The organism is Streptomyces sp. MMBL 11-1 (assembly GCF_028622875.1).
Taxonomy (GTDB): Bacteria; Actinomycetota; Actinomycetes; order Streptomycetales; family Streptomycetaceae; genus Streptomyces.
The window spans coordinates 2,063,870-2,076,811 of sequence record NZ_CP117709.1 but is presented as its reverse complement, the minus strand read 5'-3'; the positions used below and the strand labels follow the sequence as shown (position 1 = coordinate 2,076,811).

General features: G+C 72.2%; 12 protein-coding genes. 4 read left to right on the top strand and 8 right to left on the bottom strand.

Annotated features, from left to right (window positions below; all coding sequences use genetic code 11):
* Positions 1 to 79: 79 nt before the first annotated feature.
* Positions 80 to 886 carry a (2Fe-2S)-binding protein gene (locus PSQ21_RS08935; RefSeq protein WP_274029903.1) on the bottom strand — a complete coding sequence of 269 codons (807 nt, stop codon included), beginning with the start codon at positions 884 to 886 and terminating at the stop codon, positions 80 to 82.
* Between the two features lie 399 nt (positions 887 to 1,285).
* Between PSQ21_RS08935 and PSQ21_RS08930 the strand changes: the two genes are divergently transcribed.
* Positions 1,286 to 2,818: a sodium-dependent transporter gene (locus PSQ21_RS08930; protein WP_274029902.1), complete on the top strand. Its 1,533-nt coding sequence runs from the start codon at positions 1,286 to 1,288 to the stop codon at positions 2,816 to 2,818.
* Positions 2,818 to 2,955 carry a methionine/alanine import family NSS transporter small subunit gene (locus PSQ21_RS08925; protein WP_274029900.1) on the top strand — a complete coding sequence of 46 codons (138 nt, stop codon included), beginning with the start codon at positions 2,818 to 2,820 and terminating at the stop codon, positions 2,953 to 2,955. Before PSQ21_RS08930 ends, PSQ21_RS08925 begins: the two co-directional genes overlap by 1 nt.
* Positions 2,956 to 2,983: 28 nt before the next feature.
* On the opposite strand, the gene PSQ21_RS08920 is transcribed toward PSQ21_RS08925, so the two are convergent.
* Both PSQ21_RS08920 and PSQ21_RS08915 read right to left on the bottom strand, forming a co-directional pair.
* A complete protein-coding gene (locus PSQ21_RS08920; RefSeq protein WP_274029899.1) occupies positions 2,984 to 3,787 on the bottom strand; it encodes a potassium channel family protein in 804 nt (267 codons plus the stop codon).
* A gap of 231 nt (positions 3,788 to 4,018) precedes the next feature.
* Complete coding sequence (locus tag PSQ21_RS08915; protein ID WP_274029898.1) at positions 4,019 to 4,759, bottom strand: SDR family NAD(P)-dependent oxidoreductase; 741 nt, start codon at positions 4,757 to 4,759, stop codon at positions 4,019 to 4,021.
* 118 nt (positions 4,760 to 4,877) lie between these two features.
* On the opposite strand from PSQ21_RS08915, the gene PSQ21_RS08910 reads away from it, so the two are divergent.
* Positions 4,878 to 5,498 carry a TetR/AcrR family transcriptional regulator gene (locus PSQ21_RS08910; protein ID WP_274029897.1) on the top strand — a complete coding sequence of 207 codons (621 nt, stop codon included), beginning with the start codon at positions 4,878 to 4,880 and terminating at the stop codon, positions 5,496 to 5,498.
* Between the two features lie 52 nt (positions 5,499 to 5,550).
* Here PSQ21_RS08910 and PSQ21_RS08905 read toward each other — a convergent pair whose 3' ends face one another.
* Together PSQ21_RS08905 and PSQ21_RS08900 are read right to left on the bottom strand one after the other, a co-directional pair.
* Positions 5,551 to 6,111 carry a hypothetical protein gene (locus tag PSQ21_RS08905; protein WP_274029896.1) on the bottom strand — a complete coding sequence of 187 codons (561 nt, stop codon included), beginning with the start codon at positions 6,109 to 6,111 and terminating at the stop codon, positions 5,551 to 5,553.
* A gap of 52 nt (positions 6,112 to 6,163) precedes the next feature.
* Positions 6,164 to 6,682, bottom strand: coding sequence for a hypothetical protein (locus PSQ21_RS08900; RefSeq protein ID WP_274029895.1), 519 nt, complete (start codon positions 6,680 to 6,682; stop codon positions 6,164 to 6,166).
* 530 nt (positions 6,683 to 7,212) lie between these two features.
* Here PSQ21_RS08900 and PSQ21_RS08895 point away from each other — a divergent pair.
* The gene (locus PSQ21_RS08895) at positions 7,213 to 8,475 is read left to right on the top strand and encodes an MFS transporter (protein ID WP_274029894.1); all 1,263 of its coding nucleotides are present in this window, start codon (positions 7,213 to 7,215) and stop codon (positions 8,473 to 8,475) included.
* Positions 8,476 to 8,500: 25 nt separating this feature from the next.
* Here the strand turns inward: PSQ21_RS08895 and PSQ21_RS08890 are convergent, their stop codons facing one another.
* The 3 genes from PSQ21_RS08890 to PSQ21_RS08880 all read right to left on the bottom strand — a co-directional run bounded on the left by PSQ21_RS08890 (position 8,501) and on the right by PSQ21_RS08880 (position 12,870).
* Positions 8,501 to 9,850 carry a carboxyl transferase domain-containing protein gene (locus PSQ21_RS08890; RefSeq protein WP_274029893.1) on the bottom strand — a complete coding sequence of 450 codons (1,350 nt, stop codon included), beginning with the start codon at positions 9,848 to 9,850 and terminating at the stop codon, positions 8,501 to 8,503.
* On the bottom strand, positions 9,840 to 11,354 hold the full coding sequence (locus tag PSQ21_RS08885) for an acyl-CoA synthetase (protein ID WP_274029892.1): 1,515 nt from the start codon (positions 11,352 to 11,354) through the stop codon (positions 9,840 to 9,842). The genes PSQ21_RS08890 and PSQ21_RS08885 overlap by 11 nt, the downstream gene beginning before the upstream one ends.
* 292 nt (positions 11,355 to 11,646) lie before the next feature.
* Entirely contained in the window at positions 11,647 to 12,870 is a 1,224-nt protein-coding gene (locus tag PSQ21_RS08880; RefSeq protein WP_274029891.1) for a nitrate/nitrite transporter, read from the bottom strand.
* Positions 12,871 to 12,942 lie beyond the last annotated feature (72 nt).

Genomic DNA, 12,942 nt, shown 5'->3' with positions numbered 1-12,942 from the left:
ACAGTGGGGCCGGACGAGGCGCGACGCCCGGCCCCCACCTGCCCGTTCGGCCGGTCGCGGCCCGTGAACGGCGGTGCCGTCAGCGGGAGAGCCGCGGGCAGGTGTCGCAGATCTCGTCGGGGCGGATCGTGTAGAAGAGGCAACAGCCGTTCCGCGTGCGGGTCGTCCCACCGGCCGGGCGCGGAGCGTCGCGGAACCCCGCGCGGCCGGCGTACGGAGCCGTACCGCCGGGCAGGAGGGCCTCGGCGGCTCGGGTGGCCTCGCGCTGATCACCCAGGGCGCGCCCCAAGTGCCAGATCCCCTCGGCGAGTTCGTCGGTCGCCATCCCCCACAGCGCTCGCGCCCCGCGGCGCATCGCCGGCCGGAACGCCTCCAGCACGGGGGCCAGATGAGCGGCCACCGCGTCACGCAACTCCGCCCGCAGCGACTCCTCGTCGGCCACGGCCCGCACCCCTGGCGACCCCGCGGCGGGATCCGACATCAGACAGCTCACGCTCTCCGCCTCGGCCACCGCGACCCTGCGCGTCCGCCATGCGTAAGCGACACCGTCCGGCGAGAGCCGCGGCACTCGCCGGTCCAGATACCAAGGACCGCTCATCGCGAGAGCGACGGTGAAAGCGTAGCGGTGGAGCACCCACGTGGCAGCGACGTCACGCCGCGCCCGCACACCGTAGAGGTCCCGTATGCGCGACTCCTCGGCCGCGATGAGAAGCTCCAGCGTGCCCTGGTCCTCGGTGAGTTGCCGCCCGGTGACCCAATTGCCGCCCGGTTCGGGAGGACCCGCCTCAATGCTCAACAGCGGGGAGACGGCGTGCAGTCGACGGTAGACGTCGGCAAGCAGCGCCGTGCTCCGCACGGGGGAGTTGACCGCGAGTGGCATGCGCATCCCTGGTTCGTTAGGTAAGGCTGCCCTCATTCATATCAGGTGTCACATCACGGTGCGCGGGCCCCGGGGGCCTCACCGCACGTGTGCGTGAGCATGGGCGTGGGGCGGTGGCCCCGCCGCCCTGGCCGGAGTCCTGGCCCTGCTGCTCGCGGCGGCCTGGGTGATCCGCCGCGGCCGGGCCCGCGAAGCGACCCGCACCGGACCCCGGCCGGCCTCCGTGCCCGGCCGCGCCGACGACCGGTCGCGACCGCCCTTCGGGTGAAGGCGACCGGGCGACGACGGGCCCCGGTCCTGCGGCCTCCGTCTCCCGGGCCCGGTCACCGTGCCGCCGGGTCCCTCTCCGCGCTAACGTGCCATCAGCCAGATCCGTAGCGGCATGAGGAGACCCGAGGACCGCATATGACAGCGCAGCCACGTGAGCAATGGTCCACCCGCACCGGCTTCCTGCTGGCCGCCATCGGTTCGGCCGTCGGACTCGGAAACATCTGGCGCTTTCCCGCCATCGCCTACGAGAACGGCGGCGGGGCCTTCCTGCTGCCCTACCTCATCGCGCTCCTCACGGCGGGCATCCCGCTGCTGATCATGGAGTACACCATCGGGCGGAAGTACCGTCTGTCGCCGCCGGCCGCCCTGCGCAGGATGGCCCGGCCGGCCGAGGCCATCGGGTGGTGGCAGGTCGTGATCTCCTTCGTGATCGCGACCTATTACGCCGTCATCATCGCCTGGGCCGTCCGCTATGTGGGCTTCTCCTTCGGCCAGCAGTGGGGTGACGACCCGGAGGCCTTCCTCTTCGGCGACTTCCTGCGGGCACCGGAGACACCGAGCTTCCTCGACGGCTTCGTCCCCGGGGTCTTCTGGCCGCTCATCGCCGTGTGGGTGGTCGTGCTGGTCATCCTGGCGTTCGGTATCCGGCGAGGCATCGAGCGAGCCAACAAGATCTTCATTCCGCTCCTCTTCGTCCTGTTCGCCGCGCTGGTGGTCCGCGCGCTCACGCTGGACGGGGCTGCCCTCGGGCTCGACGCCCTCTTCACGCCGAACTGGTCGGAGCTCGGCAACGGCAGCGTCTGGGTCGCCGCCTACGGGCAGATCTTCTTCTCGCTGTCCATCGGCTTCGGCATCATGGTCACGTACGCGTCCTACCTGGGCCGCCGGGCCGACCTGACGGGCTCCGCGATGGTGGCGGGCTTCGCCAACAGCTCGTTCGAGATCCTCGCGGGCATCGGGGTCTTCGCGACCCTGGGCTATCTGGCGACCGCTTCGGGGGTCGGCGTCGACGAAGTCGCCGGCGCGGGCATCGGCCTGGCGTTCGTCGCGTTCCCCGCGGTGATCTCGGAGATGCCGCTCGGGGGCCTCTTCGGCGTGCTGTTCTTCAGCTCCCTGGTGATCGCGGGGCTCTCGTCGCTGATCTCCATCGTGCAGGTGGTCGTCTCCGCCGTGCAGGACCGGACCGGTATGCGCCGCATGCCGGCGGTCCTGGGCATCGGCGGCCTGATCGCGCTGGTGTCGGTCCTGCTCTTCCCGAACAAGTCGGGCATCTATCTGCTCGACGCGTCCGACCACTTCATCAACCAGTACGGCATCGCCCTGGCCGCCCTGGTCGGGCTGATCGTCGTCGTCTGGGTGCTGCGGCAGCTGCCCGGCCTCCAGGAGAACGCCGACGCGACCTCCGCCGTCCGGCTCGGCCACTGGTGGCGCATCTGTCTCGGCTTCATCACACCGCTGGTGCTGGGCTGGATGATGGTCGACAGCCTGCGTACCGAGTTCGAGGAGAACTACGAGGGCTACTCGACCGGGTTCCTGCTCTCCGCGGGCTGGAGTGTCGCCATCGGAGCACTGCTGGTCGGGGTGATCCTCTCGCTGATGCCATGGCCGGCCGGCGGGGAGGACATCGACCTGGACATGGAGTCGCCGGCCGACCGGAAGGAGCACTGATGTCCACCAGCGCCATCATCATGATGATCATCGCCATTCTCATCGTCTGGGGTGGGCTGATCGCCGCCATCCTCCGGCTGAGGAAGCACCCGGACACCCCGGATCCGCTGCCGCCCGGTACCCGTCCGGCCGAGTGACCGAGCCCTGGCGGCAGCGTCGCCCCGCTCACCCGGGACCACGTTCCGGTCCGTGCGCACACGGTCCGGCAGAGGACGGGCCGGGCACCTTCGGTGCTCCGGGCCCGGCGGCGCCCGCCAGGCCCGCCACCTCGGCCCGCAGAGCGGTGACCTCCGCCGTCAGGGCCTCCAGGAGGGCCGTCTGTCTGCGTCCCTCGGCGTCGTCCCGGTCGAATCGCGAGATGAACCAGGCCGCGATGTTCGCCGTGACGACACCGAGCAGCGCGATGCCGGAGAGCATCAGCCCCACGGCGAGCAGACGGCCGAGTCCGGTGGTGGGCGCCAGGTCTCCGTATCCCACGGTCGTCATGGTGGTGAAGGACCACCACACCGCGTCCCCGATCGTGTGGATGTTGCCGTTCGGCGCTTCCCGCTCGACCTGGAGCACCGCCAGCGAACCGAACATCATGAGGCCGACGACGGCCCCGGCGACGTAGACGGTCATCGTGATCTGGGGGGCGTGTCTGGCCCGCCGGCCCACCAGCAGCAGCGTGGACACCAGCCGCAGCAGCCGCAGCGGCTGGACCAGGGGCAGGGCCACCGCCAGCAGGTCCAGCGGGTGGCCGCGGACGAAAGCCCACCTTCGGGGAGCGAGCAGCAGCCGCGTCACGTAGTCGCCGGCGAACGCCGCCCATACCGCCCACTCGGCCGCCCGGCACGCCGTGTGCGTCCAGCCCGGGGCGTCAGGAGCGAGGACGGGGACGGCGTAGGCGGCGGCGAACACCGCGGCCAGCGCGAGCAAGGGGGTCCGTGTGCGCTGTTCCCACTGGTCGAGGGCGATTCGATGCTTCATACGGGCATCGTAGGAACCGCACGAACGACGCCCCCAGGGGCATCCGTGCGCGGCCCCGTGCGCGGCCCCGTGCGCGGCCCCGTACGGGGTGCCGATCGGTGACGTCGACCGGAGATGCCGACCGGTAGGCGATCGGCCCCACGGGTCAGGACGACGGCACCGTCGCTGTCGCTGTCGCTGTCGCCGTCGCCGTCGTTTTCGCCTTCGTCGCCGTCCGGCGCCCCGTCACCGTCAGGCGGTGTAGCCGCCGTCGACCGCGAGAGAGGTGCCGGTGATCCACTGGGCGTCGGGACCGGCGAGGAAGGCCACGGCCTTCGCGGTGTCGGCCCCCGCCCCCAGAACCTTCGCCGCGGTCCTCAGCCGCTCCTCCTCGGCCTCGTCCGTGCCGTCCGGGTTCATGTCGGTGACGGTGGGCCCGGGGTCCACGATGTTCGCGGTGATCCCCTTGGACGCCACGTCGTGGGCCAGCCCCTTGGTGAAGCCGATCAGCGCCGACTTGCTCATGGCGTAGAGCGTCACGTCCGGCACCGGCACGCGGTTGGCCCAGCAGCTGCCGATGCTGATGACGCGACCGCCGTGTCCCAGGTGGGGAAGGGCCGCCTGGGTGGCCACGAAGACGGCACGCACGTGGACGGCCAGCGTGCGGTCGATCTCCTCCAGCGTCACGCCCTCGATCGGCCCGTAGGGGAAGACCCCGGCGTTGTTCACCAGGATGTCGAGCCGGCCCAGCTCCGCCGCGGTCCGCTCGACGGACCGGACGACGGCCGCCGGGTCCGCGCTGTCGGCCTGGATGGCAAGGCCCTTGCGTCCGATCGCCTCGATCGCCTTGACGACCTCCTGCGCCTTGTCGGCCGCGCGCACATACGTCAGGGCGACGTCCGCGCCCTCCTCCGCCAGCCGGAGGGCGGTCGCGGCACCGATACCGCGGCTTCCTCCGGTCACCAGAGCCACTTTGTCCACGAGCTGAGGCATCTCGCTCCGTTCACGCTTCGCTGAGGTGGATAACTGAGCCATATATTTAGGTCGGACGATCCAAAAATACTAAACAGGCAGGATGGTCGGGGGTCAACCCTTGTCCGAGGAGGCAGACATGGCCGAAAGAGGCCGCCCGCGCGCGTTCGACCGCGCCGGGGCGCTGCGGCGCGCGATGGAGACGTTCTGGGAGTTCGGGTACGAGGGCACGAAGCTCACGGACCTGACCGCCGCCATGGGCATCAACTCCGCCAGCCTGTACAACACATTCGGCTCGAAGGAGCAGTTGTTCCGCGAGGCCGTCGCGCTCTACGACCGCACCGCGGGCTCGGCGACCAACCGCGCGCTGCGCGAGGCGCCGACGGCACGGGCCGCGGTGGAGGCCATGCTGCGCGGCAACATCGATGCCTTCACCGACCCCAAGACCCCGAGCGGCTGCATGATCGTGCTGTCGGCCACGAACTGTTCGCACCAGAACAGGGCGGTCGCCGAGCACCTGGCCCGGTGGCGGCGGGCCTCGGTCGCGGAGCTGGAGAAACGGCTGGAGCGGGCCGTCGAGGAGGGGGAGCTGGCGCCGGGGACGGACGTGCGCGCGATCTCCGCCTTCTACGCGACCCTCCTGCACGGGCTGTCGATAGAGGCCCGGGACGGCGTGCCCCTGGAGCGGCTCCGTTCCACCGTGGACCACGCCGTGGCCCTGTGGGACTCCCTGGTGCGGCAGCCGGCCGAACAGCGGTGAGGGGCGCCCGGCGGGGCCAGGGCCGGACGCCGCCTTTACGCGTCGGGCGGGGTCACCCGCAGGCGTCCGACCCCTCGACGGCCTTGGTGTAGGCGATGAGCAGTTTCTCGATGGCGTCCGGGTCGTCGACGCCGGAGTCGCGGGTCTGGACCACGGTGTAGAGGTCCTGCTCCGGGTGCTCCGACATCTCGCAGGAAGAAATGGTCTTGCCAACGCCGGCTTTGCCTGTGAAGACGAAGCGCTCGTCTTCCGACAACGTCCCGTCGTCCGTCTCGGCGTATCCCTGCGAGACGCCTGCCGCGTTGTCTCCGTCCCCCCACCAGGCTTGGGCGAGGCTCAGAGCCTCCTTGCCGTCCACGGACAGGTTGCAGCGGCCGGTTCCGCCGTTCGGCTTCGAGGTGGTTGATGAGAGGGTGTCACCGCCTGGCAGGGCGGCCTTCACCAGCGCGGGGTCCACGGGAATCCCGCACAGCGACGCGGGCACGGTGTACGCCTTCTTGGGCGGGTCGTCGCCGGAGCACGCCGACAGGGTGACGGTGAGGGCGACGGCGGCCGATAGGGAGACGACCCTGCCGATGAACCGGCGACGTCGGAGAGATCCATGGGCAGACAACGGGATAAGCCTTTCGATGTGAGGCGGGAGGGCGCAGCCCTCGGACATGCGGTCAGATGTCCGTCTTCAGGTGAGGATTCAGCTGCTTGGTGCTCGTACCTGCGGCCAGGAACCCGTCCTGGGTGGACCTGCGTGCCTTCTCGTCGATGCTGTTGTCCATCAGGTCGTCACGACCGTGCGCCTTCGCCGCCGCCTCCACGGCTTGCTCGGTGTACTCCGAGTTCTTCTCGACGCCGCTCTCCCACAGTTCGCCCATGACGGGGCCGGCGTCGTCCTTGGCCTTCCCGTGCTGGAGTCCACCGCCCAACGCGAAGCCCTGGCGGCGCAGGTCACCGGCTGCCTTGTCGCTGCTGGGAACGGCCACCCGGGCCTTGTCCCAGAGCTTGTTGTAGAGGCCGTGTGCCTGGCTGCCGATCTTCACCAGATCGCCGTTGCCCACCTTGAGGTCGCCGGTCTGCCCGGGCAGGGCGGTCGAGCCGCCTTCTCCGGGGCCGAGTTGGTTCAACTGCATTCCAGTGGCGTGACGTTGAACGGCGTCCGCCTTCAGCTGTTCCCACTCATCCCAGGCCATGAATAATCCTTCCCCCGTGCATCCTCTGCCTCCCGTCGCGTCCGATGGGCGCATCTGCTTCAGGCAAGCCGCCAATTCGATCAAGTGTTCACGCGGGGTGGACTCCGATCCTTGAACGGTGGTTGCGGCCATCTCGTGGAGACCGCGGGAGCGGGGCTGTCCGATGTCCCGGGGATGAATGATCGGTCTGCGTTCGCGCCCTGCTGGGGCCCGCGGTACGTCGTCGGCAGGCTGGTGCCGTGGTGCCGGTGAAGCGGACGGGCGGCCCAGGGAGGAGGCAGGTCCCATCGGTCGGCGATCACGGCATTCTCTTTCCTGAGGATGCGCGTGCTTGCTCGGTCTCCGTGCCGACCAGCCTTGAGCACGAAGAGGAAGCCCGTCAAGAATGGGGCTGAATCAGGTGCACAGAGGGGCGGAAAGCCGTCTGTGCGGCGTCCTTCCCCGTGAGGTTCCGGCCGTACCGCGGGCGGGGCGATGGCGGGGCTCGGGGCAGGCGGGTGGTCCCGCGGCGGGCGCGGCTACCATCCTCTGTGACCGAAACGACCGAACCGCCCGCACGCCGCCGCATACTCGCCGACCTCACCCCGTTGCGGCTCTCGCCCGACTACCGGCGGCTCTGGTTCGGGAACACCGTCTCCTGGATCGGCCAGGGCATGACGGCGCTGGCGGTCTCGCTCCAGGTCTACGACATCACCGGGTCCGCGTTCTCCGTGGGGCTCATCGGGTTCTGCTCACTCGTGCCGCTCGTCGTCTTCGGGCTCTACGGCGGTGCCGTCGCCGACACCGTCGACCGGCGCAAGCTCGGGCTCTTCAGCGCCGCCGGGTCGTTCGTGCTCTCCCTCGCCCTGGTGGCGGCGACCGTCGCGGGCATCGAGCGGGTCGGGCCGCTGTACGCGGTCGTCGCCCTCCAGGCCGTCTGCTTCGCCCTCAACGCACCGGCCCGCTCCTCGATGATCGCCCGGCTGCTGCCGGCCGAGCAGTTGCCCGCAGCGAATGCGCTGAACTCCATGACCAGCACCACGGGCGCGCTCGTCGGGCCGATGCTGGGCGGCCTGATCGTCGGCTGGTGGGGTTACCGCGCCGCGTACTCCGTCGACGTCGCCGCTTTCGCGGTCTCCCTGTACACGTTGTGGCGGCTGCCCTCGATGCTGCCCGACCGGCAGGACGGCGATACGGGCAAGCGGGCCTCCGTGCTGGACGGGCTGCGGTTCCTCGGGACCCGGCCGAACCTGCGGATGACCTTCTTCACCGACCTGTGCGCGATGGTGTTCGCGCATCCCCGCGCACTCTTCCCGGTGGTCGCGGTCCTCTGGTACGGGGGCGACGCGCGGACCACCGGTCTGCTCGTCGCCGCTCCGGCCCTCGGCATGCTGCTCGGCGGGGTGTTCTCCGGCTGGCTCGGCCGGATCCGGCGGCAAGGACTCGCGATCCTGCTGGCCGTCGGCTCCTGGGGCGCCGCCATCGCCGTCTTCGGGCTCACCCGTAACCTCTGGCTCGGGCTGCTGTTCCTGGCGCTCGCCGGATGCGCGGACACCACCTCCATGGTCTTTCGCAGCACGATGCTCCAGGCGGCCGTGCCCGACGAGATGCGCGGTCGGCTCCAGGGCGTCTTCATCGTCGTCGTGGCGGGCGGCCCCCGCCTCGGGGACTTCCTGGCCGGCTCCGTCGCCGACCTCCTCTCGCCCACCGTCGCCGTCACCGGCGGTGGCGTCCTGTGCATGACCGGCGTGGCCCTGCTCGCACTGAAGTGGCGTGCCTTCGCCCGCTACGACGCCCGAGACCCGCAGCCCTAGGCGTATTGCCCTTGAGGTCGTGGCCTCAGCTCACGATCGAGCGGGCGAACCCCAGCTCCACGAGGTCCTGCGGGCGCAGCCGCAACTGGTCGGCGGTGGCGTCGGTTTCCGACGCCGGCCGTTTGAGGATCGCGGCGGCCAACTCAGGGGCGATGACGGAGAAGTAACTGTCCGCCGTGACATGGGTGTTGTCCGGCGCCGCGAGAGCCAGCGCCCCGCCCGAGCCGCCCTCACCGATCACCAGCGTCGTCACCGGCACCCGGGCCGCCGCGACGGCCGCGAAGGCGTCCGCGATGGCCGCGCCCGCGCCCGCCCGTTCCGCCTCGGCGTCGTTGGCCGCGCCCGGGGTGTCGACGAGGGTGAGGACGGGGACGCCGAGGCGGTCCGCCAGCCGGATGGTCCGGGCCGCCGCGCGGTACCCGGCCGGGCGGGTCGGCGTCCCGCACTGGGCGACGTACGCGACGGGCGAACCGTCCGCGCGCAGCCCGAAACCGCACAGCAGCCCCGGGTCCGTACCGCCGCACCGGTCCCCGTGGAGGGGGAGCCGGGCGGCGAAGTAGTCGGCGAGATACGCCTCCGCGCGAGGCCGCCGGGGATCGCGGGCCCCCGCCACGGCCTCCCGCCCGGTCCCCGGGAGCCGGGCCGCCGACAGTGCGCGGGGCAACGCGGCGGCGGGGAGCACGCCGTGCGGGCCGAGCGCGCTCAGCCAGCGCGTCAGCGTGAGCGCCAGCTCGCCCGGCGGGACGACCGCGTCCACCTGGCCCGCCGCGAACTGCCCCTCGGCGCTGTACGCGTACGGGTCGGCGTCCGGCGGCCGTACCCGGGACCCGGCGAAGCCGACCTGCGCGCCCGGCAGCGCCAGCACCACATCGGCGCCCGCCCCCACCGTGGCCCAGCCGCCGCCGGTCGTCGGGTCGCGGACCACCGCGATCTGCGGGAGCCCGGCCGCCCGCAGCCGGGTGGAGGCGGCGGCCACCCTCTGGAGCTGGGTGAGCGCGACCATGCCCTCCTGCATCCGGCTGCCGCCGGTGGCGACGAGCGCGAGCAGGGGCAGTCGCCGCGCCAGGGCCAGCTCGTACGCTGCCCCCAGCCGGTCACCTGTCAGCCGGCCCAACGAACCGCCCAGGAAACCGAATTCGAAGGCGAGCAGGACGCACGCGCGGTCTCCGACGGCCCCGGTGCCGTACACCACGGACTCCTCCTCGCCGGTCCGTGCCCCGGCCCGCTCCCGCGCCGCGTCGTACCCGGCCCAGCCGAGTGGACCGTCCGGCGGCAGCGGGTGCGAGGGCGGGCGGTGCTCGGTGAAGCCCGCCGCGCCGGTGAGGAGCGCGATCGTCTCCCGGGCCGTCGCCCGGGCGGGGGAGTCAGCCGGCATGGAGCGACCTCTTCATGATCTTGCCCAGGTCGTTGCGGGGCAGGGCGTCCAGGTAGCGCACGGTGCGCGGACGCTTGTGCGGGGCCAACTGGTCCGCCACATAGGCCGCCAGCTCCTCGGCGGGGGGCGGGGAGCCGGGATCGGCCGCGACCACCCAGGCCACGACCCGTTCGCCCAGGTCCGGGCCGGCCTCGCCGGTCACGGCCGCTTCCCGGACCCCGGGGTGCGCGAGCAGCACGTTCTCGATCTCGCCCGCGCCGATCTTGTAACCGCCGCTCTTGATCAGGTCGGTGGCCTTGCGCCCGACGATCGTGACGTACCCGTCCTCGTCCACCGTGCCGACGTCCCCCGTACGGAACCAGCCGTCCGCCGTGTGCGCGGCGGCGGTGGCGTCGGGCCGGTTGAGGTAGCCGGTGAACAGGTTCGGGCCCCGGACCTGGATCTCACCGATCTCCCCGGGCGCGCCGAGCACCGTGCCGTCCTCCTCCGCCAGGCGCAGCTCCACCCCGGCGAGCGGCGGGCCCACCGTGCCGGGGCGCGGGGCGCCGTCCGCCCGGATCCCCGTGTTCATCAGGGTCTCCGTCATCCCGTACCGCTCGATCACCCGCCGCCCGGTCGCCGCCGCGATGCGTTCGTGGTCGTGCACGGGCAGCGCCGCCGAGCCGGAGACCAGCAGCCGGGCCCCGGCCAGCGCCCCGGCCAGCGCGTCCCGTCCGTCGCCGTCCGCCGGAGAGCCGTGCGCGCTCCCGCCCGCCCGGCCGTCCAGCGCCTCCGCCAGCCGGTGGTACATCGTCGGCACCCCGAACAGCATGGTGCCGCCGGAGGCCAGCTCACGGGTCACGCCCTCCGGCGAGAACCTCCCCAGGTGGCGCACGGCGCCGCCGCGCCGCAGCGGGCCGAGGACGCCCAGGATCAGCCCGTGCACATGGAACAGCGGCAGCGCGTGGACCAGGACGTCGCCGGCTGTCCACCCCCAGGCGTCCTCCAGCGCGTCCAGGGACGCGGCGATGGCCCGCCGGGGCAGGACGGCGCCCTTGGGCGGACCGGTGGTGCCGGAGGTGTAGACGATCAGGGCGGGGGACTCGGGGTCGGCCTCGGCCGGCAGGCCCCCGCCGGGGGTGCCCTCCGCGAGAGCGCCGACCGCCCGCGCGTCCACGGTCACACGCCGCAGCTCGTGCAGTGCGGGCGGCAGTGCCTCGTCCGGCCCCGCCAGCACGGCCGTGGGTCCGCTGTCGGCCAGGATGTGCGCCAACTCGCGTTCTCCTGTACGGGGGTTGAGCGGCACGGCCGGAACCCCGGCCCGCAGTGCCGCCACCACCGCGATCACCGTCTCCGGCGTCGGGGTGGCCCAGACGGCGACCCGGCCCGCGTCCGCGATGCGGGCGGCGAGCGCGTCGGAGGCCTCGGCGAGCCGGCCGTAGGCCAGGGACAGGCCGCCGAAGCGGACGGCCTCCCGGGAGGCCGCCGGGCCGGTGGGGGACTGGAGCGCGGGAAGGAGGGTCACGCCGGGAAGCCTAGAGCTTCCGGGCGGCCCCCGCCCGGGCCCGGATGCCGATGAGGGCGGCGTCACTCGGGGCCGGTCCGCGAAGACCCCAAGGAGCCCACCACCGGCCCGGACAACGCTGGGCCGTCCTGCTTGCCGCACCGCTGGACGCAGCGGGCCCGGACAACGCTGGGCCGTCCTGCCCGCCGCACCGCTGGACGCAGTACCGGCCGACGTGTTCTGAGCGGCACCGGGCGGAGCGCCTTCAGGAGGTACGTGGACGGCGGCGGCCGTTCTTCCGCGCCCGGGGGGCTCACTCGTCGCGCCGGGCGGTCCGCATCCGACCGTACGCGTACACACACCCCGCCAGTGCCAGGTCGGACAGCAGCATGAAGCCGATCGCGTAACTGTCCTTGGCGCTGTAGATCGCGCCCATCACCAGCGGCGGCACGAAACCGCCCAGCCCGCCCATCGCCCCGACGATGCCCGTCACACTGCCCACCTTCGGCTGCGGCGTCACCTGCGAGACCAGGGCGAACACACTGCCGCTCGCGGTGCCGAGCCCGGCCGCCATGGCCAGTAGCGCGATCGTGCCGGCCGGGTCCAGCGGCGGCTCGAAGGCCTGCACGATCGCCATCAGCGCGGCCAGCAGCAGCGCCACCGAGGTCACCAGCGCCGGGTGCGCCCGGTCCGAGAGCCAGCCGCCGATCGGCCGGAAGACCACCGTGACCAGGGCGAACCCGGCCGCCTTGGTGCCCGCCTCGGTCGGCGACATCTCGTACCAGGTCTTCAGATACGTCGGCAGATAGACCCCGAACGCCACGATGCCGCCGAAGCCGATCGCGTACAGCGCCGACAGCTCCCAGGTCACCCGGAGCTTTCCGGCCGCGCCGAGCCGCTGCGCCAGCGTGTCCGTGGGGACCTTCCGGCCGGGGTGGTCGCTGACCAGGACGGCCGCCAGCAGCGCGTACACCACCAGCGCCCCCGCGACCACGAGGAACGGCAGGTTGTCGCCGTGCTCGGCGATGCGCGGGGTGAAGTAGCCCGACAGCGCCACCCCGCCCATGCCCATCCCGAACACACCCAGCGCGAAGCCCCGTTTGGCGGGCGGGAACCATGAGTTGACCAGCGGAACGCCGATCGCGAACGTCGTCCCGCCGAGCCCCAGCAGGAACCCGACCGCGAGCATGGCCCCGTAGGAGTCCTTCGCCGGGATCAGCAGCAGCACCGGCACGATCGTCAGCGCCGAGACGAGCGGGAACATCACCTTCGCGCCGTACTTGTCCGTCAGCGCCCCCACCGGGATCCGGCCGAGCGACCCGACGAGCACCGGCACGGCCACCAGGAAGGACTGCTGGAACGAGCTGAGCCCCAGCCGGTCCTTGTAGTCCCCGGACATCGGCGCGATCAGGTTCCACGCCCAGAAGGTCAGCGCGAAGCCGACCGTCGCCAGCACGAGATTGCGGTACGCGGCCCCGGACGGTGCGGCTGCCGCCGGGGCGGGCGGCTCGGGGGGCTGCTTGACGGAGGTGTCCACGCAGGCAAGTCAAAGGCGCGGGGCGCCGCACGGCTCGCCGGAATCCGCCGATAGGGGGACAACGGATGCCCT

Bases quoted from the DNA above. Each gene is read 5' to 3' on its own strand.
- PSQ21_RS08935 (WP_274029903.1), bottom strand. From the start codon at position 886: ATGCGCATGCCACTCGCGGTCAACTCCCCCGTGCGGAGCACGGCGCTG.
- PSQ21_RS08930 (WP_274029902.1), top strand. From the start codon at position 1,286: ATGACAGCGCAGCCACGTGAGCAATGGTCCACCCGCACCGGCTTCCTG.
- PSQ21_RS08925 (WP_274029900.1), top strand. From the start codon at position 2,818: ATGTCCACCAGCGCCATCATCATGATGATCATCGCCATTCTCATCGTC.
- PSQ21_RS08920 (WP_274029899.1), bottom strand. From the start codon at position 3,787: ATGAAGCATCGAATCGCCCTCGACCAGTGGGAACAGCGCACACGGACC.
- PSQ21_RS08915 (WP_274029898.1), bottom strand. From the start codon at position 4,759: ATGCCTCAGCTCGTGGACAAAGTGGCTCTGGTGACCGGAGGAAGCCGC.
- PSQ21_RS08910 (WP_274029897.1), top strand. From the start codon at position 4,878: ATGGCCGAAAGAGGCCGCCCGCGCGCGTTCGACCGCGCCGGGGCGCTG.
- PSQ21_RS08900 (WP_274029895.1), bottom strand. From the start codon at position 6,682: ATGGCCTGGGATGAGTGGGAACAGCTGAAGGCGGACGCCGTTCAACGT.
- PSQ21_RS08890 (WP_274029893.1), bottom strand. From the start codon at position 9,850: ATGCCGGCTGACTCCCCCGCCCGGGCGACGGCCCGGGAGACGATCGCG.